The sequence below is a fragment of the Pseudomonas triticifolii genome (assembly GCF_014358015.1).
GTDB lineage: Bacteria > Pseudomonadota > Gammaproteobacteria > Pseudomonadales > Pseudomonadaceae > Aquipseudomonas > Aquipseudomonas triticifolii.
Genome location: NZ_JACONV010000010.1, coordinates 12,668 through 35,967 on the forward strand (window position 1 = coordinate 12,668; position 23,300 = coordinate 35,967).

25 protein-coding genes, 1 other RNA gene and 1 pseudogene are annotated in these 23,300 nt (G+C 58.1%); 15 read left to right on the top strand and 12 right to left on the bottom strand.

Annotated features, from left to right (window positions below; translation table 11 throughout):
• Positions 1 to 98: 98 nt before the first annotated feature.
• From H8S56_RS14590 to H8S56_RS14605, 4 genes are all read left to right on the top strand, one after another.
• Entirely contained in the window at positions 99 to 308 is a 210-nt protein-coding gene (locus H8S56_RS14590) for a TIGR02449 family protein (RefSeq protein WP_024689151.1), read from the top strand.
• Entirely contained in the window at positions 305 to 634 is a 330-nt protein-coding gene (locus H8S56_RS14595) for a cell division protein ZapA (RefSeq protein ID WP_024689152.1), read from the top strand. Before H8S56_RS14590 ends, H8S56_RS14595 begins: the two co-directional genes overlap by 4 nt.
• Positions 635 to 664: 30 nt before the next feature.
• Positions 665 to 843: non-coding RNA, 6S RNA (ssrS, locus tag H8S56_RS14600), on the top strand.
• A 102-nt stretch (positions 844 to 945) separates the two neighbouring features.
• Complete coding sequence (locus H8S56_RS14605; protein ID WP_187519039.1) at positions 946 to 1,557, top strand: 5-formyltetrahydrofolate cyclo-ligase; 612 nt, start codon at positions 946 to 948, stop codon at positions 1,555 to 1,557.
• Positions 1,558 to 1,634: 77 nt separating this feature from the next.
• On the opposite strand, the gene H8S56_RS14610 is transcribed toward H8S56_RS14605, so the two are convergent.
• Entirely contained in the window at positions 1,635 to 1,787 is a 153-nt protein-coding gene (locus H8S56_RS14610; RefSeq protein ID WP_032610705.1) for a hypothetical protein, read from the bottom strand.
• 184 nt (positions 1,788 to 1,971) lie between these two features.
• Here H8S56_RS14610 and H8S56_RS14615 point away from each other — a divergent pair, with 184 nt between their 5' ends.
• Positions 1,972 to 2,421, top strand: coding sequence for an EVE domain-containing protein (locus tag H8S56_RS14615; protein ID WP_073170827.1), 450 nt, complete (start codon positions 1,972 to 1,974; stop codon positions 2,419 to 2,421).
• A 7-nt stretch (positions 2,422 to 2,428) separates the two neighbouring features.
• On the opposite strand, the gene H8S56_RS14620 is transcribed toward H8S56_RS14615, so the two are convergent.
• Positions 2,429 to 2,818: a flagellar basal body-associated protein FliL gene (locus H8S56_RS14620; RefSeq protein ID WP_032610707.1), complete on the bottom strand. Its 390-nt coding sequence runs from the start codon at positions 2,816 to 2,818 to the stop codon at positions 2,429 to 2,431.
• Positions 2,819 to 2,975: 157 nt separating this feature from the next.
• Between H8S56_RS14620 and H8S56_RS14625 the strand changes: the two genes are divergently transcribed.
• The 4 genes and pseudogenes from H8S56_RS14625 (at position 2,976) to H8S56_RS14635 (ending at position 5,423) form a co-directional block, all read left to right on the top strand.
• Positions 2,976 to 3,971: an NADPH:quinone oxidoreductase family protein gene (locus H8S56_RS14625; RefSeq protein ID WP_187519040.1), complete on the top strand. Its 996-nt coding sequence runs from the start codon at positions 2,976 to 2,978 to the stop codon at positions 3,969 to 3,971.
• 362 nt (positions 3,972 to 4,333) lie between these two features.
• Positions 4,334 to 4,807 carry a DUF6392 family protein gene (locus H8S56_RS14630; RefSeq protein ID WP_187519041.1) on the top strand — a complete coding sequence of 158 codons (474 nt, stop codon included), beginning with the start codon at positions 4,334 to 4,336 and terminating at the stop codon, positions 4,805 to 4,807.
• A gap of 163 nt (positions 4,808 to 4,970) precedes the next feature.
• Positions 4,971 to 5,148 (top strand): annotated as a pseudogene (locus tag H8S56_RS24705) (HNH endonuclease signature motif containing protein); the annotation flags it as partial.
• A complete protein-coding gene (locus H8S56_RS14635; RefSeq protein ID WP_187519042.1) occupies positions 5,145 to 5,423 on the top strand; it encodes a bacteriocin immunity protein in 279 nt (92 codons plus the stop codon). The pseudogene H8S56_RS24705 and the gene H8S56_RS14635, both read left to right, overlap by 4 nt.
• Positions 5,424 to 5,774: 351 nt before the next feature.
• Here the strand turns inward: H8S56_RS14635 and H8S56_RS14640 are convergent, their stop codons facing one another.
• Positions 5,775 to 6,164: a hypothetical protein gene (locus H8S56_RS14640; RefSeq protein WP_024695811.1), complete on the bottom strand. Its 390-nt coding sequence runs from the start codon at positions 6,162 to 6,164 to the stop codon at positions 5,775 to 5,777.
• Between the two features lie 307 nt (positions 6,165 to 6,471).
• Here H8S56_RS14640 and glpT point away from each other — a divergent pair, with 307 nt between their 5' ends.
• Positions 6,472 to 7,821, top strand: coding sequence for a glycerol-3-phosphate transporter (glpT, locus tag H8S56_RS14645; RefSeq protein ID WP_024689158.1), 1,350 nt, complete (start codon positions 6,472 to 6,474; stop codon positions 7,819 to 7,821).
• 1 nt (position 7,822) lies between these two features.
• Here glpT and H8S56_RS14650 read toward each other — a convergent pair whose 3' ends face one another.
• The 6 genes from H8S56_RS14650 to H8S56_RS14675 form a co-directional block, all read right to left on the bottom strand.
• A complete protein-coding gene (locus tag H8S56_RS14650; protein WP_187519043.1) occupies positions 7,823 to 8,491 on the bottom strand; it encodes a gamma-glutamylcyclotransferase in 669 nt (222 codons plus the stop codon).
• A 207-nt stretch (positions 8,492 to 8,698) separates the two neighbouring features.
• Positions 8,699 to 9,667, bottom strand: a complete 969-nt coding sequence (locus H8S56_RS14655) for a CDP-6-deoxy-delta-3,4-glucoseen reductase (protein WP_187519044.1) — start codon at positions 9,665 to 9,667, stop codon at positions 8,699 to 8,701.
• A complete protein-coding gene (gene ubiD, locus H8S56_RS14660) occupies positions 9,667 to 11,133 on the bottom strand; it encodes a 4-hydroxy-3-polyprenylbenzoate decarboxylase (RefSeq protein WP_024689161.1) in 1,467 nt (488 codons plus the stop codon). Before ubiD ends, H8S56_RS14655 begins: the two co-directional genes overlap by 1 nt.
• Before the next feature lie 129 nt (positions 11,134 to 11,262).
• A complete protein-coding gene (rho, locus tag H8S56_RS14665) occupies positions 11,263 to 12,522 on the bottom strand; it encodes a transcription termination factor Rho (RefSeq protein ID WP_024689162.1) in 1,260 nt (419 codons plus the stop codon).
• Between the two features lie 230 nt (positions 12,523 to 12,752).
• The gene (gene trxA / locus H8S56_RS14670; RefSeq protein WP_024689163.1) at positions 12,753 to 13,082 is read right to left on the bottom strand and encodes a thioredoxin TrxA; all 330 of its coding nucleotides are present in this window, start codon (positions 13,080 to 13,082) and stop codon (positions 12,753 to 12,755) included.
• Positions 13,083 to 13,204: 122 nt separating this feature from the next.
• Complete coding sequence (locus H8S56_RS14675) at positions 13,205 to 13,909, bottom strand: FadR/GntR family transcriptional regulator (protein ID WP_024689164.1); 705 nt, start codon at positions 13,907 to 13,909, stop codon at positions 13,205 to 13,207.
• 251 nt (positions 13,910 to 14,160) lie between these two features.
• Here H8S56_RS14675 and H8S56_RS14680 point away from each other — a divergent pair, with 251 nt between their 5' ends.
• The 4 genes from H8S56_RS14680 to H8S56_RS14695 are packed head-to-tail and all read left to right on the top strand — an operon-like array spanning position 14,161 to position 17,010.
• On the top strand, positions 14,161 to 14,946 hold the full coding sequence (locus H8S56_RS14680; RefSeq protein WP_073170848.1) for a transporter substrate-binding domain-containing protein: 786 nt from the start codon (positions 14,161 to 14,163) through the stop codon (positions 14,944 to 14,946).
• 30 nt (positions 14,947 to 14,976) lie between these two features.
• A complete protein-coding gene (locus H8S56_RS14685) occupies positions 14,977 to 15,642 on the top strand; it encodes an amino acid ABC transporter permease (protein WP_187519045.1) in 666 nt (221 codons plus the stop codon).
• The gene (locus tag H8S56_RS14690) at positions 15,639 to 16,289 is read left to right on the top strand and encodes an amino acid ABC transporter permease (protein ID WP_032610709.1); all 651 of its coding nucleotides are present in this window, start codon (positions 15,639 to 15,641) and stop codon (positions 16,287 to 16,289) included. Before H8S56_RS14685 ends, H8S56_RS14690 begins: the two co-directional genes overlap by 4 nt.
• On the top strand, positions 16,276 to 17,010 hold the full coding sequence (locus H8S56_RS14695; RefSeq protein WP_187519046.1) for an amino acid ABC transporter ATP-binding protein: 735 nt from the start codon (positions 16,276 to 16,278) through the stop codon (positions 17,008 to 17,010). The genes H8S56_RS14690 and H8S56_RS14695 overlap by 14 nt, the downstream gene beginning before the upstream one ends.
• 137 nt (positions 17,011 to 17,147) lie before the next feature.
• Here H8S56_RS14695 and H8S56_RS14700 read toward each other — a convergent pair whose 3' ends face one another.
• Positions 17,148 to 17,804, bottom strand: coding sequence for a hypothetical protein (locus tag H8S56_RS14700; RefSeq protein ID WP_187519047.1), 657 nt, complete (start codon positions 17,802 to 17,804; stop codon positions 17,148 to 17,150).
• A gap of 728 nt (positions 17,805 to 18,532) precedes the next feature.
• Between H8S56_RS14700 and ppx the strand changes: the two genes are divergently transcribed.
• A complete protein-coding gene (gene ppx, locus H8S56_RS14705) occupies positions 18,533 to 20,035 on the top strand; it encodes an exopolyphosphatase (RefSeq protein ID WP_122697136.1) in 1,503 nt (500 codons plus the stop codon).
• On the opposite strand, the gene ppk1 is transcribed toward ppx, so the two are convergent.
• Together ppk1 and hemB are read right to left on the bottom strand one after the other, a co-directional pair.
• Positions 20,022 to 22,232, bottom strand: coding sequence for a polyphosphate kinase 1 (ppk1, locus tag H8S56_RS14710; RefSeq protein ID WP_024685901.1), 2,211 nt, complete (start codon positions 22,230 to 22,232; stop codon positions 20,022 to 20,024). The genes ppx and ppk1 overlap by 14 nt on opposite strands.
• A 16-nt stretch (positions 22,233 to 22,248) precedes the next feature.
• Positions 22,249 to 23,259: a porphobilinogen synthase gene (gene hemB, locus H8S56_RS14715; RefSeq protein ID WP_073170862.1), complete on the bottom strand. Its 1,011-nt coding sequence runs from the start codon at positions 23,257 to 23,259 to the stop codon at positions 22,249 to 22,251.
• Positions 23,260 to 23,300: the final 41 nt, after the last annotated feature.

The following is a 23,300-nucleotide window of genomic DNA, read 5'->3' on the forward strand; positions in this document are numbered from 1 at the left end:
TAGACTATCCGCGCGCCAAGATCATCAACGCGACGGTTTGGGCTTGAGCACGAATACAACCCCCATGCCATTCATCAGAAAGTACTCAGTGGAAAACAATGGAAGACACCGACCTGCAAGCGCTGATGAAACGAGTGGAGCTGCTACTCAAGCTCGCCGAGCAACTTAAAGCCCAAAACGCACTCCTATTAGCTCAGGAAAAGTCCTGGCGCGAGGAACGCGCCCACCTCATTGAAAAGAACGAAATCGCCCGGCAAAAGGTCGAGTCAATGATTTCGCGCCTCAAGGCTTTGGAGCAAGACTCATGAGTAATGGCAACAGCGTGACCGTTCAGATCCTCGACAAGGAATATTCCATCATCTGCCCGCAGGAAGAGCGCACAAATCTGGTCAGCGCAGCCCGCTACCTGGATGGCAAGATGCGCGAAATCCGTAGCAGCGGCAAAGTCATCGGTGCCGATCGCATTGCTGTAATGGCCGCGCTGAATATCACCCACGATTTGCTGCACAAGCAGGACCTGCCTGATGTACAGGCCAGCGGGTCGACCCGTGAACAGGTCCGCGATCTGCTGGAAAAGGTCGACCTGGTACTCGCCACCGACACACCAGGAACACCGGATTCAACTCGCAGCTGATTATTTCGGGGCATTTCTGTATACTTGCGGCGCTCCCTGGAGTGCTTGCCAGTCGGTCATGTCCCTGAGCCGATACGCACAACCACGGGGGTTGCACGTTGGGGTTGGTGTGCATGTCCGCTCGACGGAAAGCCTTAAAACCTCCTGCAATCTCCACCTTGAACTTTCGGGTTCAAGGGCTACACCGACAGCGGTTCGTCGGGGAGTCCTCATTCAATGCATTGCCAGCCCGCTGTCTGGCAATGACGATCCCGCCTTGAAATCGACCTCAAGGATTCATCTGCCGGATCAGCCTGCATGACTTATCGCTCATGACCAGCGCACCTTCACTCACACGCCCGCAATTGCGCCGCCAGTTGCGCAAGGCCCGTCGATCCCTGACCCGTGGTCAGCAGCGCGAAGCGGCCCGCGGCCTCTATCGCCAGTTGGCGCAACACCCCTTGTTCAGACGCGCTCGCCATGTCTCGCTGTACCTGCCCATGGATGGCGAGATAGATCCGCGCCTGTTACTGCGTGCGGCACAGCGTCGCGGCAAGGCGACTTATCTGCCCGTCCTCAATGCCTGGCCAAGAACCCGCATGGTGTTCCAGCGAGTGCGGCCAGGCGAAAAATTCACGCCCAATCGATTTCGCATACCCGAGCCACGGATCAACCGCGCACAGCAGCGCCGCATCTGGGCACTCGATCTGATCCTGATGCCGCTGGTGGGGTTTGATGATGAAGGCGGACGCCTGGGCATGGGTGGCGGCTTCTATGACCGCAGCCTGGCTTACAGGGCGCGCAGGAGCACATGGCGCAAACCGGTGCTGCTGGGGTTGGCGCATGAATGTCAGAAAGTTGAGCGATTGGCGCAGGCCAGTTGGGATGTTCCGTTACAGGGGACGGTCTCGGACAAACGCTGGTATCTGGCTCAGGCACTCTGACCAATCAGGCTTCGTTGCGAAGGCGTTTGGACGGTCAGAGCAGGACGGGCTTATCAGCACGCAAATAACGGGGACAATCAGTGTCGGCCGGGCACTTTCTGCTGTTGCTGGGTCAGCTCGACAGGCATGTCGGCATGGCTCGACCACAGGCTTTGCGCATAACCGGTTGTCACGACACCCAAGCCAAACAATACGACCAGAATCCAGAGTAAATCAGGCTTGCGTTTCATTGACTGCCCTCCTTAGGCAAATCAATACGGTGTCAGCATCGGTTTTGTTTGAGCCGTGCAGCAGCGTGGTGCTTAAAATGGCGGCATTCTGCGATAACGTGAACCAGTACGCAAATAGTGGCGCCAACCGACTGTCGGTTTGTCATCAAAGCCACATGAACTTATCACTTGAGGAGCACCCGTAATGGCCTATTGGCTGATGAAGTCCGAGCCCGACGAGCTCTCGATCAGCGACCTGCAACGCCTGGGCAAGACCCGCTGGGACGGCGTGCGCAACTATCAGGCGCGAAATTTCATCAGGTCCATGGCCGCTGGCGACGAGTTTTTCTTTTACCATTCCAGTTGCCCAGAGCCGGGTATCGCCGGGATCGCGAAAATCACGGAAGCCGCCTACCCGGACCCGACCGCGCTGGACCCTGACAGCCATTACCACGACGCCAAGGCTACACCCGAGAAGAATCCGTGGAGCGCGATCGATGTCGAGTTCGTGGAGACGTTTCGCAACGTGCTGGGGCTTGGCTACCTGAAACAGCAAAGTCAGCTGGAGCAACTGCCTCTGGTACAGAAAGGCAGCCGTCTCTCGGTCATGCCCGTCACCGCCGAACAGTGGGCAGCGATTCTGGCACTGCGCTGAACAGCGCTTACTGGACGATGAAGTTGTTGAACAGCAAGTCCTCAACGATCGGCTTGCCCTCTTCATCGTTCATGACGCGCTGCACCTGCTTGAGCGCTTCCTGACGAATATTTTCTTTCGCTTCGGCGCTGCTCATGGTTTCGACGGTCTGCTGCGTGAACAGCGCCACCAACTGATTGCGGATCAATGCATCGTTGCGTTTCACGGCAGCTTCGGCGTCGGCACCACTAACGCGCAGGGCGATGTCAGCCTTGTAGACGCGCAGTTTAGGGCCACCATCCAGCGCGTAGTTGCCCACGAACGGCGGCGTCAGCGACACGTAAGCCGCCTTGGGCGGACCTTCTTCCTTGGTTTCTTCAGCCAGCACCACAGCGGGCAACGACAAGGCCAGCAACATCAGGATCCACTTCACAGTCCACTCCTTAATACGATTCGCCACATAGCTTATACAGCCGGTATAGCTTATGTGTACTTATCAGGCCGAGTCATGCTCATTGACCCGCACACCCGCTTAACTGACTTTATCGGCCATCTCTGGAAAAGGAATAGCCCCGATGAAAGCCCTCTTGTGCAAAGCCTTCGGCCCCGCCAGCACGCTGGTGCTCGAAGACATCCCGGCGCCTGACGTCAAGAAGAACGAAATCCTGCTCGACGTGCACGCCGCCGGTGTCAACTTTCCAGACACCCTCATCATAGAAGGCAAATACCAGTTCAAGCCGCCCTTTCCATTTTCACCGGGTGGCGAGGCCGCAGGCGTGATCTCGGCTGTCGGGGAAAAAGTCACCCATCTCAAACCCGGCGATCGCGTCATGGCGCTCACCGGCTGGGGCAGCTTCGCGGAGCAGGTCGCGGTGCCGAACTACAACGTGCTGCCGATTCCCGAAAGCATGGACTTTACCCTCGCCGCTGCCTTCAGCATGACCTACGGCACCTCGATGCACGCCCTTAAACAACGCGCCAACCTGCAACCCGGCGAAACCCTGCTGGTGCTCGGTGCATCCGGCGGCGTGGGCCTGGCCGCCGTGGAAATCGGCAAGGCCCTCGGCGCACGCGTCATCGCAGCTGCAAGCTCGGCAGAAAAACTCGACGTCGCCAAAAACGCCGGCGCCGACGAACTCATCAACTACACCGAGACCAGCCTCAAGGACGAAATCAAACGCCTTACGAACGGCAACGGCGTAGACGTGATCTACGACCCGGTCGGCGGCGACCTCTTCGACCAGGCCGTCCGCTGCATCGCCTGGAACGGCCGCCTCCTTGTCGTCGGCTTCGCCAGCGGCCGCATCCCCGAACTGCCCGTCAACCTGGCCCTGCTCAAAGGCGCTTCGGTGGTGGGAGTGTTCTGGGGTTCTTTCGCACAACGGCAGCCGCAGGACAATGCCGCGAACTTCAAGCAGTTGTTTGCGTGGTTTGAAGAGGGGAAGTTGAAACCCTTGGTGTCGCAGGTGTATCCGCTGCCGCGGGCCGGGGAGGCGATTGATGCGTTGGGTGGGCGCAGGGCTGTGGGGAAGGTGGTGGTTACAATGAAGACTGGCGAAAACGAGCAATAATTTTCAGCCCTACGGGGGACGAAAAACTCGCGCGAAGCAGGCCCTCGATTCATCGGACTCAGGCTCTGTACGAAAAGTCGGCGAGCGAAGGTCAGGCAAGGCAAAAACAGGCGAGGATCGGCCGGGGTCGCGTTCGACTTTAGGTGTTGTAAATGAGCATTCCGATCGGACTCGCGCACGAGCCTGTTTTTACGCAGCATCACCGATGCGCAGCCACTTTTCGTACAGAGCCTAAGAGCTGCGGTCAATAGTAACCTGGATGCGATCAAGCCAGGTTTACTGGAAGACGGTTTTTTAGAAACTGAAATTGAAGTTGCTCGAGAAAAACTTCACAGGTTGAACATAGAGCAAGGGTGGTACCAATGAGTGCATTGATGATTGAAACCTTGATTAGCCATTTAGGGAACACCTATGGAGAACTCGTATCAAAGTCCTTGGTTAACGACGATGGTTTGATTGAGTTATTCCCTGGCATAGATGAACTGTATTTAGAGCCCCAACTTGGGCTTTCGATGAGCTTCTGGGCAGAAACAGAACGATTTGAATCAATTTGCATTACGTTTCTGAAGTCGACGCCCTCCACTGTTGCCTATACCGGAGCGCTACCTGCACCCTACCGTCACCTAACGAATCAAACAACCGTCAGGGAGATTTTAGGCGAACCTCTGGAGGTTTCCGGCCCAGTGAGACTCCCTCAGCCAATGGGGATGACAGGGGGATGGGAGTACTACTCACTGAACCCTGAAACTTACCCAAATACCAGACTTCAGATTCAGTACCTTGAGTCGATGGATGTCAATGCCATAGTTTTCACATTGATAAAAAAAGGGCGTTGATTTAACTGTTGCCGGTTGCCGCGGGATATGGATGCCATGTCGACTCTACACTTTCGAAACGATGCAGCGGCACGCACAGGTCAGTTCATATTCGGGCAGTTCGTGGATGACTTCGATACGCGGCAGATCAGCCGACAGTGGCTTGCGTTTGCCACGATGTGGAGAACTTTCAAAGACACGCGCACCCTATGCTCTACAGAAAGACAGAATAGGCAGACGTGTGAAACTCGAGATTCATCACAAACACTGGATCGGTAGGGGGAGCCGTCTACGACCTCGACAACCTCGCCATAATGACTCCCAAAGAGCATATTCAGGCGCACAGGAAAATCCGCCCATGAAATTTGAATCAACGCTGAGTGAATACACAGAAGTCGAGTTCTTTGAAACCCTTAACGAGCTGTTTGACGGCCCGATCGGTGTACCTGAAGATCAAGAAGAACAATACATAACTGATCTTATTGACCATATAGCTAGCGTGACCGAGCACCCCGAAGAATCAGGCCTCCTGTGTTACCCACCCGCCGACAGAGAGGACAGCGCCAACGGTGTCATGCAGGAAATCAAAGCGTGGATAGCACGAAGCGGCAAACCCGGATTCAAACACCCTGAATGACCCATTCAGCGAGAAGCAGCCCTGCAACTCGCTCAGCATCAATTTGACGAGGCATTACGTGCAGTAAAAGCCGAGGAAACCCATAGGCGGGTGCGAGAGTCAGCGCGTACAGTCCAGACCCTATTCGGACCTGAGACGACGCGAGAGATCGGCACTGCTCTCAATGCACTCAAACATGCCATTGAGTCTGCGATTGGAGAGTTTTCAAACGACCTGAACGCTCACGGCCTGTCCAACGCTGCTCATTTTGAAGCGGTCGGAAAAATACACGTCGCTGAATAACTAAAACAGACAGCGCCGGATCAGCTTGCGCCAGGCTGACCGGGCGTCAGGCGCTCAAGGCTCCAGTCCCTAAAGCGCCTGCCGAACGTTCTCCGGTAAGTAATCCACATACAACCGCTCCGGATTGTCACGACAACCGGCCATCACCTGCGGCACCGCACCGACCAGATCACGCACCAGTGCCTGGCGCTCGTCCGTGGACAGAAATGCCTGGTTCACGGGGCCGCTGGAAAGATGGCGCTCGGTTCGGCGGAATGTTTCCAGGTCGTACGGAGCCAGCTTTTTGCTCCAGCGAGTCTGGTTCTGCCTGAATGCCCGATTGATCTGGCTGCACAGCACTTTTTTGAGGTCGGCATTTTCATCAGCATGGCCACTGCCGGGCGTCGTTTCAGAAAAGCGATTGTGCGTCGGCACCAGAAACGCCTGCACTGCGTAGAGCGGCATTGCCATCAAGGCCATTGAAACCACTAAGACAACCACAATCCATTTCATCCCTACCTCTGCTCATCGCGACGCGAATGCCTGCATGGCGTCCGTGTCGCGATACTAGAGGGGGTCGTATTGAACACATAAGGACACGATTTCCCATACGACTGTAGGAACCGTCCTATTCAGCAACTGAATCGTTAAACCTACCTGACGTTCGCAAAACAACATGCGTAACCACGTATTTCCGGCCGTATTTCGGTCAAAAGGCACTGCTTTTTTCTGTAACGAAAATGTAATATTCGCTTTCGCAAAAACAATAAGAACCCGGAGAGTCTGTATGTTTGCGTTTTTCCGCCCTGCCAGGCACAAGGCACCCCTTCCCGAAGAGCAAGTCGACAGCACGTATCGCCGCCTGCGCTGGCAGATCTTCGCGGGTATTTTCATTGGTTATGCCGGTTACTACCTGCTGCGCAAGAACTTCTCGCTGGCGATGCCTTATCTGATCGACGAGGGCTACACGCGTGGCCAGTTGGGCGTGGCGATGTCGGCCATTGCGATTGCCTACGGCCTGTCGAAGTTCTTGATGGGGATCATCTCCGACCGGTCCAACCCACGCTACTTCCTGCCCTTCGGTCTGCTGGTGTCGGCCGGGATCATGTTCATTTTCGGCTTCGCGCCGTGGGCGACGTCCAGCGTCACGATCATGTTCGTGTTGCTGTTCATCAACGGCTGGGCGCAGGGCATGGGCTGGCCGCCGAGCGGGCGGACGATGGTGCACTGGTGGTCGCAGAAAGAGCGCGGCGGCGTGGTGTCGGTGTGGAACGTGGCGCATAACGTCGGTGGCGGCCTGATCGGTCCGCTGTTCCTGCTGGGCATGGGCTGGACCAACGACTGGCATGCGGCCTTCTATGTACCGGCCTCTGTGGCGCTGCTGGTTGCAGTGTTCGCCTTCGCAACCATGCGCGACACGCCGCAGTCTGTGGGCCTGCCGCCTATCGAGCACTACAAGAACGATTACCCAGAAGGCTACGATGCCAGCCATGAAGAGGAATTCAGCGCCAAGGAAATCTTCGTCAAGTACGTGCTGCGCAACAAATTCCTGTGGTACATCGCCATGGCCAACGTGTTCGTCTACCTGCTGCGTTACGGCGTGCTGGACTGGGCCCCGACCTACCTGAAGGAAGCCAAGCACTTCACCGTCGACAAGACCTCGTGGGCTTATTTCCTGTACGAGTGGGCCGGTATTCCGGGCACGCTGCTGTGCGGCTGGATGTCGGACAAGATCTTCAAGGGCAATCGCGGCCTGACCGGCATGGTGTTCATGTTCCTGGTGACCATCGCCACGCTGGTGTACTGGCTGAACCCTGAAGGCAACCCGACGGTGGACATGATTGCGCTGGTGTCCATCGGCTTCCTGATCTATGGCCCGGTGATGCTGATCGGGCTGCAGGCACTGGAGCTGGCGCCCAAGAAGGCGGCGGGCACGGCGGCAGGTTTTACCGGCCTGTTCGGCTACCTGGGCGGCTCGGTCGCAGCAAGCGCGGCGATGGGCTATACCGTGGACCACTTCGGCTGGGACGGCGGCTTCGTGCTGCTGATCGGCGCGTGCATTCTGGCCATGGTGTTCCTGGCGCCGACGCTGCGTCACAAACAGGTCGCCAGTACCTCGCGTGAAGCCAAAGCCTGATTCAGGCCGTCGCTGACCGGCAGCGCTTGAGCCGCGCCTCCAGATGCAGATCGGGCATGGCGTGGCTACGCAGGGCGTTGGCGGTCTGTTCGACGTAATCGCGGGTGGTCCCATACCGCCCGCTTGCGCTGGCCAGCACCTGGCTCAGCACACTGTCCGGCAGGTTGCCCGCATAGCTCGGCAAATGCCGCTCCAGCACAAACCCTAAAGCCTGTACCTGCCTGCCATCTTCAAGACGGCAACTGAGCCAGTGTGGGCGATAAGAGGGATAAGGCATCTCGCGCTGCCACAACGCGAGCAGCGAGTCTTCCAGGCATTCATCCGGCAAGCGATAGGCAAAGCCGGTGCACGAGCCGCCCCGGTCCAGACCAAAGACCAGCCCCGGAACCTCCGGCGTACCGCGATGCTCATGGGACCACAGGTACAAACCTCGATGGTAGCCATGCACGCGTCCGCGCCGACGTTCTACAGCGGTGCATTCAGGTCGCCAGATCAATGAGCCGTAGGCAAACAGCCAGACCGGACCACCGTTGTGGCGCTGCATGGTTGCAGCCATGGACGCAAGCAATTGCTCACGGGTCAGTTGCGGGCCAAGATCGATGACAGGTGGATACGTCAGGCCCAGGCCGTCGTTTACCGCCACGGCCAGTTCGTTGATGGGGTTCTCCATTTGCCTCCCTGACAGTCTGACTGTCAGTCTTTGCCGAGCCCCGCTGAATCGCTCATGGACGAGCGGCGTCAGGGTGTCGTGGTACGTTCTCTGCTACAGGCCAATGGCCTTTCTTCCAAAAAACACTGACCGATGATTTGACATGATCAACGGCCATAAGCGCTTCCAAGCAATTTACACTCCAGCTGCGCCACCGTCAGTCAGGTGTCACGGACGGGGCGCGTAGGCAAACACGTCCGCGCGCATCTGTTGAGCGTCCATACCGGCGCTGACCAGCGCGTCGAGTGTGCCATAGACCATGGCAGGCGAGCCGCTGGCGTATACGTGCACGGCAGTCAGATCCTTGATGTCATCGCAGACGGCTTCGTGCAGCATCCCGCAGCGCCCTTCCCAGCCACACACGTCGCTGACGACCTTGTGCAGGAACAGATTGGGCAGCTTCTGCCACTCTTCCCAGTGACTGATGGTGTAGAAGTCTTCGGGACGACGTACGCCCCAGTACAGGTGCACGGGGTGTTCGAACCCCTTCACCCGGCAATGCTCGATCAGGCTGCTCATCTGCGCCATGCCGGTGCCCGCCGCGATCAGAACCAGCGGTCCATCAGGCAGTTCGGCCAGGTGTGTGTCGCCAAACGGCAGTTCGACACGCGCCATCGCATTGCGCTGCAACTGTTCCAGGAGGCTGCGTGCGCTGTCTTCGCGCACCAGGACATGCAACTCCAGATCACGCCCGCGGTGAGGCGCCGAAGCGATGGAGAACGCCGATTTCTCGCCATTCTCACGTTCGATCATCAGGTACTGCCCGGCGTGGTAGCGCGGCGCCTTGCCCGCCGGGGCACGCAGGCCCACACGCCAGACATCGCCACCTAACTCGACACACTCACTCAACTGGCAGGCAAAACTGCGCACCGGCAACTCGCCCTTGGCCAGCACGCCGTCCCACAGCACCACGCAATCTTGCAGTGGCTCGGCCAGGCAGGTGTAGATCTCGCCGTGATCCAGCTCCTGACCCGACTGCATGACCCGGCCTTCGACCAGCAGCGCCGAGCAGACGTGGCAGTTGCCGTTGCGGCAGCTCTGTGGGCACTCGTAGCCCAGACGCTGTGCAGCGTCGAGAATCCGCTCACCCGGCAAAGTGTCCAGCACTGCGCCTGATGGCTGCAAGGTTACGCGCATCACTTGATTCCCAACTGATCCCAGATCTCATCGACCCGACGTACTGTGGCTTCATCCTTGACGATGGCCCTGCCCCACTCACGACTGGTTTCACCCGGCCATTTGTTGGTCGCATCCAGGCCCATCTTGGAACCCAGGCCAGAAACCGGCGACGCGAAGTCCAGGTAGTCGATAGGCGTGTTGTCGATCATCACGGTGTCACGCTTGGGGTCCATGCGTGTGGTGATCGCCCAGATCACGTCGTTCCAGTCGCGGGCATTGATGTCGTCGTCGGTGACGATCACGAATTTGGTGTACATGAACTGCCGCAGGAACGACCAGACGCCCAGCATCACGCGTTTGGCATGACCGGGGTACTGTTTCTTGATGGTCACCACGGCCATGCGGTACGAGCAGCCTTCAGGCGGCAAGTAGAAATCGACGATTTCCGGAAACTGTTTCTGCAGGATCGGCACGAACACTTCGTTCAAGGCAACGCCCAGAATCGCGGGCTCATCCGGTGGACGGCCCGTGTAAGTGCTGTGGTAGATCGGCTTGATGCGGTGCGTGATGCGCTCGACGGTCAGCACCGGGAAGCTGTCCACTTCGTTGTAATAGCCGGTGTGGTCGCCATAGGGACCTTCAGGAGCCATTTCGCCGGGATGGATCACACCTTCCAGCACGATCTCGGCGCTGGCTGGCACTTGCAGGTTGCTGCCTCGGCACTTGATCAGTTCGGTACGCGAGCCGCGCAAAAGGCCGGCGAATGCGTACTCGGAAAGACTGTCCGGCACAGGGGTCACTGCGCCCAGGATCGTCGCAGGATCAGCACCCAGCGCCACGGCGACCGGATAAGGCTCGCCCGGATGCTTTACGCACCAATCGCGAAAGTCCAGCGCGCCGCCACGATGGCTGAGCCAGCGCATGATGATCTTGTTGCGACCGATCACCTGCTGGCGGTAGATCCCCAGGTTCTGGCGCTCTTTGTTCGGGCCTTTGGTCACCGTCAGGCCCCAGGTGATCAGCGGCGCAACATCGCCCGGCCAGCAGGTCTGGACCGGCAGCATGCCGAGGTCAACGTCATCACCTTCGATAACGACCTCCTGACACGGGGCGTCCTTGACGACTTTGGGCGCCATGGCGATGACCTTGCGGAAAATCGGCAGCTTGGACCAGGCGTCTTTCAGACCTTTGGGTGGCTCGGGCTCTTTCAGGAAGGCCAGCAGCTTGCCGATCTCGCGCAATTCGCTGACCGCTTCGGCTCCCATACCCATGGCCACACGCTCGGGCGTGCCGAACAGGTTGCCCAGCACTGGAATATCAAATCCGACCGGTTTTTCGAACAACAGGGCCGGACCCTTCGCACGCAGGGTGCGATCACAGATCTCGGTCATTTCCAGCACGGGGGAAATCGGCATCTGAATGCGTTTCAGCTCTCCGCGCTGCTCAAGCTGCTGTACGAAATCCCTTAGATCTTTGAATTTCATTAACCCGGCCATTTATCCAAATAGATGCACATCGTACCTGCTCTGAGCATTCAAGGCAGCTAATGAGCCAAACGACAGGCAAAAAAAATGGCACCCCGAAGGATGCCATTTCTTGAATCGACCCGCCTGTTACTTACGCTTCATCGACAGGAAGAATTCATCGTTGGTCTTGGTCTGCTTGAGCTTGTCGATCAGGAACTCGATCGCCGCGACCTCGTCCATCGGGTGCAGCAGCTTGCGCAGGATCCACATGCGCTGCAGCTCGTCATCAGCGGTCAACAGCTCTTCGCGGCGTGTGCCGGAGCGGTTGATGTTGATGGCCGGGAACACGCGCTTCTCTGCGATCTTGCGATCCAGAGGCAGCTCCATGTTGCCGGTACCCTTGAACTCTTCGTAGATGACTTCATCCATTTTCGAACCGGTTTCAACCAGCGCGGTGGCGATGATGGTCAACGAGCCGCCTTCTTCGATGTTTCGTGCAGCACCGAAGAAACGCTTTGGTTTCTCCAGGGCGTGCGCATCGACACCACCGGTCAGTACCTTGCCGGAGCTCGGGATGACGGTGTTGTAGGCACGGGCCAGACGGGTGATGGAGTCCAGCAGGATGACGACGTCTTTCTTGTGCTCGACCAGGCGCTTGGCCTTCTCGATCACCATTTCGGCAACCTGTACGTGACGGGTCGGCGGTTCGTCGAAGGTCGAGGCAACCACTTCGCCGCGCACGGTGCGCTGCATTTCGGTCACTTCTTCCGGACGCTCGTCGATCAGCAGAACGATCAGGTGAACTTCGGGGTTGTTACGCGTGATGTTCGAGGCGATGTTCTGCAGCATGATGGTCTTGCCCGCCTTCGGCGGAGCAACGATCAGACCACGCTGACCTTTACCGATTGGCGCACACAGATCGATCACGCGACCGGTGAGGTCTTCGGTGGAGCCGTTACCGGCTTCCATCTTCATGCGCACGTTCGGGAACAGCGGCGTCAGGTTTTCGAACAGAATCTTGTTCTTGGCGTTTTCCGGACGGTCGTAGTTGATCGTGTCGACCTTGAGCAGCGCGAAATAACGCTCACCTTCTTTAGGAGGACGGATCTTGCCAACGATGGTGTCGCCGGTACGCAGGTTGAAACGGCGGATCTGGCTCGGGGAGACATAAATGTCATCCGGACCGGCCAGGTAGGACGCGTCTGCAGAGCGCAGGAAGCCGAAGCCGTCCTGGAGGATCTCCAGCACGCCATCACCGGAAATTTCCTCGCCACTTTTAGCGTGCTTTTTGAGCAGGGAGAAAATCACATCCTGCTTGCGCGAACGGGCCATATTTTCTATGCCCATCTGTTCGGCCATTTCGAGCAGATCGGTAATCGGCTTTTGCTTGAGTTCAGTCAGGTTCATATAGGAATGACGTAATCATGTATGGAGGGGGAAATTAAGCTTTTGGCTTAATGAGGCCGCGCCGCAGAGAAGGCGACAGGATCGCGTACTAAATCGAAAGGAGAGCGTCGGCGACGGCTAGCAGGGGGCAACGGAGAAGCCGTTGCGAGGCCGAATGTACCACTCGATTTTCAAGGAGTCTAGTACGGCACACGAAAAAAGCCCCGCTATTCGCAGGGCTTTGGAACGCTTCAGATGTTGGCGTCGATGAAGGCAGCAAGCTGCGACTTCGATAGAGCACCCACCTTGGTCGCTTCAACATTGCCGTTCTTGAACAACATCAGAGTCGGGATACCACGTACGCCGTGCTTGCCCGGGGTTTCCGGATTGTTGTCGATGTTCAGTTTGGCAACGGTCAGCTTGCCTTCGTAGGTGATCGCAATTTCGTCAAGAACAGGAGCAATCATCTTGCAAGGGCCACACCATTCAGCCCAGTAGTCAACCAGCACAGGCCCTTGGGCCTTGAGTACATCGGCTTCGAAGCTGGCGTCGGTGACGTGTTTGATCTTGTCGTTACTCATGAATGTCTCCGAGTTCGTAGGCTAAAAAACGACGCTCATCATAGCGGGCCTTATGACATTCAGGAAGCGAAGGTTCATTGAGTCTGGCTATGACGGCCGATGAGTCAGGTTATAGCTCATCCCTAGCTAGAAGGGGAAACGAAAACGATGCCGGTACGCAGCGCAGCGCCCCGGATGTGTTCCTGCATGGCTTTTTGCGCAGGACCAGAGGCGTGACGGGCCAGCGCGCGGATGATCTTGCGATGTTCTTGCCAGGTTTCCATCACTCTGGCGGCCCTTATGAACGGCATTTTCTGACTTTCCAGAAAGATGTCGGCGCCTGCGGTCACAATGCCGAGCATCGCCTGATTGCCGCTGGCCACCAGAATGTGCCGATGAAACTCGAAATCCAGGCGTGCTGCGGCCTCGAAGTCGCCCGCGCGCAGTTCAAGGCGCATCGCCTCGACGTTATCTTCCAGCACGTCCCGTTCGTCGGCTGTCAGCGTGACGGCGGCCAGACCAGCGGCGAAACCTTCCAGCGCATAACGCAATTGAAACGTATCCGCTGGCGACACCTGAGCATCGAAAGGCCAGGAAAATCCACCGGTGCGCTGTTCTGGTTCAGAAAGCGACTGCACGAACACGCCTTTGCCGGGCTGCACACTGACGACCCCCAGCGCGCTGAGCGAGGACAGCGCCTCACGCAGCGAGGCACGACTGACGCCCAGCAAAACCGCCAGATCGCGTTGCGACGGCAGGCTGTCACCAGGTTTATAGCCTTGCTCGGCAATCAGCTTGCGGATTGCCCTAAGAGCCGATTCAGGTACTGCGAGTGAAGTGTGAGGCATCACTGTTCAGGCCAGTCAGTCCAGTAAAAATCCCTTTTAGCGTCATCCCGCACATTCGGCAAGCGACGCCCAGCGCTGGGGCGGCGGGGCTTTCGGGCGCGCCAAAGCAGGGCGCACCCCCGCCCAACTGTTCAGACCAGTAAGACCAAAAAACCGCTACACACCTTGAGTTACGGCATAAACACGATGAGTGGCATGGGCTGTGCACTACCAGACAGGCCAACATCTTTCGTTCCGCCCGGAGAGTTCTCATGACCAAGCGTTACAGCGCCCTGCTTACTGCCCTGTTTGCCAGCCTGATGCTGAGCCAGGCCCCAGCCCATGCCAATGGCCTGGAAGACGTCGTAGCGCGCGGCACCCTGAAAGTTGCCGTTCCTCAGGATTTCCCGCCGTTTGGTTCGGTAGGCCCGGACATGAAGCCGCGCGGTCTGGACATCGACACCGCACAACTGCTGGCCGACAAATTGAAGGTCAAGCTGGAACTGACGCCGGTCAACAGCACCAACCGCATCCCGTTCCTGACCACCGGCAAGGTCGACCTGGTGATTTCAAGCCTGGGCAAGAACCCGGATCGCGAGAAAGTGATCGATTTCTCGCGGGCCTATGCGCCGTTCTATCTGGCTGTATTCGGTCCGCCTGATGCCCCGATCAAGGAAATCGCCGACCTGAATGGCAAGACCATCAGCGTCACCCGCGGCGCAATCGAAGACATCGAGCTGTCGGCCGTCGCACCACAAGGTGCAACCATCAAGCGCTTCGAGGACAACAACTCCACCATCGCAGCCTACCTCGCAGGTCAGACCGATCTGATCGCCAGCGGCAACGTGGTGATGGTTGCGATCAGCGAGCGCAACCCCAAGCGTATTCCGGCATTGAAAGTGAAGCTCAAGGACTCGCCCGTCTACGTCGGCGTGAACAAGGGGCAGCCGGAACTGCTGGCCAGGGTCAACGAGATCCTGAATGCCGCCAAGGCCGATGGCACGCTGGAAAAAGCGTCCACCACCTGGCTCAAGCAGCCGCTGCCAGCCGATCTCTGATCACCGTTTTCTGATTCACAGGGTCTGCCGATGGCTTATCACTTCGACTTTGCACCGGTTCTGCAGAACATTGATCTGCTGTTGCGCGGCGCATTATTCACGCTGGAATTGACCGCCATTGGCACCTTGCTCGGCGTCAGCCTGGGGATCGTTGGCGCTGTCGTGAGGGCCTGGAAGATCCAGCCCTTTGCGACGATCTTTGCGGTGTACGTGGAGCTGATCCGCAATACGCCGTTTCTGGTCCAGCTGTTCTTCATTTTCTTCGGTCTGCCCTCGCTGGGCATGCAGATATCGGAGTGGCAGGCCGCCGTGCTGGCAATGGTCATCAACCTGGGGGCCTATTCCACGGAAATCATCCGCGCAGGCATCCAGGCGGTTCCCAAAGGGCAGCTCGAAGCCTCGGCGGCGCTGGCGATGAATCGCTATGAAGCCTTCCGCTACGTCGTGCTGGTACCCGCCTTGAGCAAGGTCTGGCCTGCCCTGAGCAGCCAGATCATCATTGTGATGCTCGGTTCGGCCGTCTGTTCGCAGATCGCCACGGAAGAGCTGAGCTTTTTCGCCAACTTCATCCAGTCGCGCAATTTTCGCTCGTTCGAAACCTACATCGTCACCACGCTGATCTACCTGTGCATGGCACTGTTGATCCGGCAATTGCTGGCCTGGATCGGGCGTCGCTACATCTCGAGGAGCAGCTGATGGACTTTACCCTCTGGGACATCCTGCGCAATCTGTTGACCGGCCTGCAATGGACCGTCGCCCTGTCGCTGGTGGCGTTCATCGGTGGCGGGCTGATCGGCCTGCTGGTGATGGGCATGCGCACCTCGGAGAAATCCGGGCCGCGAGTGGCCGCCAGCTTATATATAGAACTGTTTCAAGGCACCCCGCTGTTGATGCAGCTGTTTCTGGTGTTCTTCGGCGTCGCGCTGATGGGGATGGACATCTCCCCGTGGGCCGCCGCCGCGCTGGCCCTGACGCTGTTCACCAGTGCTTACCTTGCGGAAATCTGGCGCGGGTGTGTGGAGTCAATCTCCAAAGGTCAGTGGGAAGCATCCGCCAGCCTGGCGCTGACCCCGTTTGAGCAGATGCGCTATGTGATCCTGCCTCAGGCCCTGCGTATCGCTGTTGCGCCGACGGTCGGCTTTTCGGTGCAGGTGGTCAAAGGCACAGCCGTGACCTCGATCATCGGTTTCACCGAGCTGACCAAGACCGGCAGCATGCTGGCCAATGCCACGTTCGAACCTTTCATGGTCTATGGCTTCGTTGCCCTGGGCTATTTCATCCTTTGCTATCCGTTGTCGCTCTGTGCGCGTCATCTGGAAAGGAGACTGCATGCCTCTGCTTAGAATTTCCGCCCTGCACAAATACTATGGCGACCATCACGTTCTCAAAGGCATCGACCTTTCCGTAGAAGAAGGTCAGGTGGTGGCGATCATCGGTCGCAGCGGCTCGGGCAAGAGCACGTTGTTGCGCACCCTCAATGGGCTGGAGTCGATCAACGATGGCGTGATCGAAGTCGATAGCGAATACCTGGACGCTGCGCGGGCCGACCTGCGCACATTGCGGCAGAAAGTCGGCATGGTGTTCCAGCAGTTCAACCTGTTTCCGCACCTGAGCGTGGGCGAAAACGTGATGCTCGCGCCGCAGGTCGTGCAGAAAGTGCCTAAAGCCGAGGCGGCAAAGCTGGCGAGGCAGATGCTGGAGCGTGTCGGGCTGGGCGAGAAGTTCGATGCCTTCCCGGATCGGCTGTCGGGCGGTCAACAGCAACGCGTGGCGATTGCCCGTGCGCTGGCAATGTCGCCCAAGGTGCTGCTGTGCGACGAGATCACGTCCGCGCTGGACCCGGAGCTGGTCAACGAAGTGCTCAGCGTCGTGCGCCAGCTGGCTGCCGATGGCATGACCCTGATCATGGTCACCCACGAAATGCGCTTCGCCCGGGAAGTGGGCGACAAACTGGTGTTCATGCATGAGGGCAAGGTGCATGAAGTGGGCGATCCGAAAGAACTGTTCGCCAACCCGAAAACCCCGGAACTGGCCAACTTTATCGGATCGGTCGAGCAGGCTTGAGCATAGGCCAAAGAGCGATAGCCACATGGAGTAGCAGGAGGAAGCGAGGCGTCGCTCCCTCCTGATAACTAACAGCGTTTAATAGCGACGCCATACACCTGCGAACGACGAACCCAGGGAATTATTTTTTACCAGCCTTACGAAAGCTCAAACACTTCAAGGTCCGCGACAAACTGCTCCATTTCATGCTCAGGATTGTCTCTATTATAGACACCCCACTTGGGCTCATTTGCCCCATCCAATGTCCACCCTGTGTACCTGCTGTTTCCATCGAGCAATTGATCGACACCATTATAGTTAAGTGCAAACCAACCTTCTGAATCAACGTCCGACAGGTGCAAAGTCAAACTATAACTGTTCCATACATTGTCCTGAGTTTTTTTTGTCCACACTGTTTTCCAAACCTCGCCCCTGTCTACAAACCGCAAAACGACCTCATCTCTTACCGCCGTCATGATCAACGGGTAGTTCTGGAGCCCGCTGGGATAAGACTTCCACTGAAAAATCACAAAATCTCCGTAGGCACTGTCTATTTTAGTCAGCTTACTTTTCCAGTTTAGCGTGTAGGTCTTGCCTTTTTGCCACTTATAGGCCTGAGTGCCAACTCTTATATTTCGACTTTCACAGCGGTAGCTCACCGAGTCAGACGGCTTAAAATAACGCCAGACATTTTTGTTTAAATCGCGATCATAGACATAGATTATCGAACCATTAGGCTCGACCTCTAAGTTACCAAATACGTTGGGCTGCCCAACCCATAAACGTGTTGCTGAGGCGGGGAGTTCATTAGACATGATAGATTCCTTTCTAATTAAAGCATGCATGACTTTCACAGCACTGATCTTTTTGAATATCCTTGGAAGCCCGTCCGGCCACCACCAACACCTACATGTTGCTCCATGATTATCTGTGCGCCTTCTCAATTATAGGGCGCGAACGAGCGCTGTTGGATCGTGACGATAGAAGGTCCACAGCCACCTGCATTACCTGAGCTCAAATTACACTTCAGGTGCACGGAAAATGATCTCACTGCCGCTTCCCGTCCGGCGACAATGAGGGATCGAGTCATGATGTCGGGGTAAACTGATCGCCCTCCATCGCAAACACCCGGATGCGTAGCGTCCTGAGAGGCGTTCCCACGCAAAGCGCTCATCGTTACACGCACATCCAAAAGACGCGCATAACGGGGCCAAAACGAAAGTGTCTGACTGAATGCATACTCGTGGGAGGCGGCTTGCCGGCGATGGTGTCAGCTCAGTCCCCGATATGTCGCATCGAAAAACGCATCGCTGGCAAGCCGTCTCCCACAGTCCGTTGATTGCAGCAAGACTTGTGTATAACGATGAGCGCTCCGCGTGGGTATGCAGCCCGTGATGCTCGGCTCACATCAGGGGGCGGGTGCGAAGTGGGAGTCACTGGGCGAGATTAATACCGGGTATTTCCGCCGCCTGGGCAGCTTCGCGTTGGCGGCAGAGGTGGATCGTGGCACGATGACGCGGTTATCGAACGGGATTGCCAGACCATGCCGCACTCTAAACCCAAGAATCTTTCACTGATCGCCGCTATCGACCTGGGCTCCAACAGCTTCCATATGGTTGTGGCAAAAGCCAATCAGGGCGAAATTCGCATTCTTGAGCGCCTGGGCGAGAAGGTGCAGTTGGCAGCCGGAATCACCGAAGAGCGCCAGCTGACTGAAGAATCCATGCAGCGGGGCCTCGACTGCCTCAAGCGCTTCGCCCAACTGATCAACGGCCTGCCGCTCGGCGCCGTGCGTATCGTGGGCACCAATGCCCTGCGCGAAGCCCGCAACCGCAACGACTTCATTCACCGTGCAGAAGAAATCCTCGGCCATCCGGTGGAAGTCATCTCCGGCCGCGAAGAAGCACGCCTCATCTACCTGGGCGTCTCCCATACCCTGGCAGACACTCCCGGCAAACGCCTGGTGGCCGACATTGGCGGCGGCAGTACCGAGTTCATCATCGGCCAGCGTTTCGAGCCTCTGCTGCGCGAAAGCCTGCAGATGGGCTGCGTGAGTTTCACCCAGCGCTACTTCCGCGACGGCAAGGTGACACCTGCCCGCTACGCCCAGGCCTACACCGCTGCCCGCCTGGAAATCATGAGCATCGAACACGCGCTGCATCGCTTGAAGTGGGATGAAGCCATCGGCTCGTCCGGAACCATTCGTGCGATTGGTGTGGCGCTCAAGGCCAACGGCTACGGCGCAGGCGAGGTCAACGCCGAAGGGCTGGCCTGGCTCAAGCGCAAACTGTTCAAGCTGGGTGACGTCGAGAAAATCGACTTCGACGGCATCAAGCCCGACCGTCGCGCGATCTTCCCGGCGGGCCTGGCCATTCTGGAAGCTATCTTCGACGCCCTCGAACTCAAGCGCATGGATCACTGCGAAGGTGCCCTGCGTGAAGGTGTGCTGTATGACCTGATGGGTCGCCATCATCACGAAGACGTGCGCGAGCGTACGCTGACGTCGCTGATGGAGCGCTACCACGTCGACATGGAACAGGCCGCTCGCGTCGAGGCCAAGGCCCTGCACGCGCTGGAACAGGTCGCCGACAGCTGGGACCTGCAGCACGAAAGCTACGCCGAGCTGTTGAGCTGGGCTGCCAAGGTGCATGAAGTAGGCCTGGACATCGCCCACTATCATTACCACAAGCACGGCGCTTACCTGATCGAGCACTCCGACCTGGCCGGTTTCTCACGCGAAGACCAGCAGATGCTCGCACTGCTGGTGCGCGGGCATCGTCGTAACATTCCCAAGGACAAGTTTGCCGAGTTCGGCGATGAAGGCATCAAGCTGATTCGCCTGTGCGTACTGCTGCGCTTCGCGATCCTGTTCCACCACATTCGTGGCACCCAAGAGATGCCACGCGTGGTGCTGCGTGCGGACGGTCCGAACCTGGATGCGGAATTCCCGACCGGCTGGCTGGAAAACAACCAGCTGACTCAGGCCGACTTCGCGCTGGAAGCGGAGTGGCTGACCCGAGTCGGCATCGTCTTCAGCGTACGCTGAGGACCGGGTTGCTCAGGCGCTCCAGCAGGGTCGCCTGGGCGCTTCGAGCGTTCTGGTTGCCGGTCGGCGTGCTGCGTACGTAACGCCCGTCAGACTGCAACAGCCAGCTGTGGGTGTTGTCGGTCAGGTAGCTTTCCAGTTCCTTCTTCACCCGCAGGATCAATTTCTTGCCCTCCACCGGGAAGCAGGTCTCGACGCGCTTGTCGAGGTTGCGCTCCATCCAGTCGGCACTGGACAGAAACATCTGCTCGTCGCCGCCGTTGAGGAAGTAGAACACCCGCGTGTGCTCCAGGAAACGACCGATGATCGAGCGCACATGAATGTTGTGCGAAACCCCGGCGATGCCCGGACGCAGGCAGCACATGCCGCGCACCACCAGATCGATACGCACCCCTGACTGACTGGCCTTGTACAGCGCGCGGATGATCTTCGGATCGGTCAGCGAGTTGAACTTGGCGATGATGTGCGCGGGCTTGCCGTCGAGCGCAAATTGCGTCTCGCGGGCGATCATGTCGAGCATGCCTTTCTTCAGCGTAAACGGCGCGTGCAGCAGCTTTTTCATGCGCAGCGTCTTGCCCATGCCAATCAACTGACTGAACAACTTGCCGACGTCTTCACACAGCGCGTCGTCGGAGGTCAGCAGGCTGTAGTCGGTGTACAGGCGGGCGTTACCGGCGTGATAGTTACCGGTGCCCAGGTGCGCGTAACGCACGATTTCGCCTGCCTCACGGCGCAGGATCAGCATCATCTTGGCGTGGGTCTTGAAGCCGACCACACCGTAGATCACCACCGCACCCGCCGCTTGCAGACGGCTGGCCAGCTGCAGGTTGGACTCTTCGTCGAACCGGGCACGCAATTCGATCACCGCCGTGACTTCCTTGCCGTTACGCGCCGCATCGACCAGCGCGTCAACGATTTCCGAGTTCGCGCCGCTGCGATACAGCGTCTGACGCACCGCCAGCACGTGTGGGTCTTTCGCGGCCTGACGCAGCAGATCGACCACTGGCGTGAAGGACTCGAACGGGTGCAGCAGCAGAATGTCCTGCTTGCTGATCACACTGAAAATGTTTTCGCTGTTCTGCAGCAGCTTGGGAATCGCTGGCGTGAACGGCAGGTATTGCAGCTCCGGATGGCTGTCCAGACCGGTGATGCTGAACAGACGCGTCAGGTTGACCGGGCCGTTGACCTGGTACAGCTCGGACTCGTTCAGGTTGAACTGCTTGAGCAGGTAGTCCGACAGATGCTTGGGACAGGTGTCCGCCACCTCCAGACGCACCGCGTCGCCATAACGACGCGAGAACAGCTCGCCGCGCAGTGCGCGTGCAAGGTCTTCCACGTCTTCCGAATCCAGCGCCAGGTCGGCGTTACGGGTCAGGCGGAACTGGTAGCAGCCCTTGACCTTCATGCCCTGAAACAGATCGTCAGCGTGAGCGTGGATCATCGACGACAGGAACACGAAGTTGTCGCCAGGCCCGCAGACCTCTTCCGGCACCTTGATGATGCGCGGCAGCAGGCGTGGTGCCGGGATGATCGCAAGACCCGAGTCGCGACCGAACGCATCAATGCCTTCCAGCTCCACGATGAAGTTCAGGCTCTTGTTGACCAGCAACGGGAACGGGTGCGTCGGGTCCAGGCCGATCGGGGTGATGATCGGCGCAATCTCATCGCGGAAATAACGACGCACCCAGGCCTTGAGCTTGGCCGTCCAGTGACGGCGACGAATGAAGCGGACGTGGTGCTTTTCCAGCTCCGGCAGAAGAATATCGTTGAGGATCGCGTACTGGCGGTCAACGTGACCATGGACCAGTTCGCTGATGCGGGCCAGCGCCTGATGCGGCTGCAAGCCGTCGGCACCGGCCTGCTCACGGGCAAAGGTGATCTGCTTCTTCAAGCCCGCGACACGAATCTCGAAGAACTCATCGAGGTTGCTGGAGAAAATCAGCAGAAACTTCAGCCGCTCCAGTAACGGATAGGACTCATCGAGCGCCTGCTCCAGAACCCGTATGTTGAACTGCAACTGAGACAGCTCACGGTGGATGTACAGGCTGCTGTCGTCCAGATTCGGAGCGACGACGGCAGGCACCACAGCAACGGGTGCCTCGATGGCCGGGACAACTTCAATGTCAGGTTCAACCACGGGAGCAGCTTCCTGAACATCGACTTCAACAGCGGCTTCGATGAGTCCTTCGGTATTCATGAGTGTTCCTGTGAGGCTATTGCCCTTTCAGCAGTTGAGCAGCGCGGACGGCAAAATAAGTGAGGATGCCGTCAGCTCCTGCGCGTTTGAAGGCGGTGAGGGATTCGAGAATCACCCCTTCACTCAGCCAGCCATTCTGGATTGCAGCCATGTGCATCGCGTATTCGCCACTGACCTGATACACAAAGGTCGGCACCTTGAACTCATCCTTGACCCGATGAAGGATGTCCAGGTACGGCATACCCGGCTTGACCATCACCATGTCCGCGCCTTCAGACAGATCGGCGGCCACTTCATGCAGCGCTTCATTGCTGTTGGCCGGGTCCATTTGATAGGAGGCCTTGTTGGCCTTGCCCAGGTTCAACGAAGAACCTACCGCATCGCGGAACGGACCGTAATAGGCACTGGCGTATTTGGCCGAATAGGCCATGATCCGCACATTGACGTGTCCGGCCAGTTCCAGCGCTTCACGAATCGCCTGAATGCGGCCGTCCATCATGTCGGACGGAGCAATCACCTGCGCACCGGCATCGGCATGGGACAGCGCCTGCTTGACCAGCGCGTCGACCGTGATGTCGTTCTGCACGTAGCCTTCTTCATCAAGAATGCCGTCCTGGCCATGCGTGGTGAACGGGTCCAGCGCCACGTCAGTGATGACGCCCAGCTCGGGGAAACGGTCACGCAGCGCACGCGTGGCGCGCTGGGCGATGCCTTCCGGGTTCCAGGCTTCGGCACCGTCCAGGGATTTCTTTTCAGGCGGCGTCACCGGAAACAGTGCAAGCGCAGGAATGCCCAGCGCCACCCAGCTTTCGGCTTCCTTGAGCAACAGGTCAACGCTCAGGCGTTCGACGCCAGGCATCGAGGCAATGCTTTCACGACGGTTTTCACCGTCGAGTACAAATACGGGAAGAATCAGATCGTCGACAGTGACAACGTTTTCGCGGACCAGCCGACGGGAAAAGTCGTCGCGGCGATTACGGCGCAGACGAGTGAGAGGAAACAGGCGGTTAGCGGGGGTAAAGCTCACGGCGAGACTCCTGAGCCCGCTTACGCGGGCAAGCGCGACAG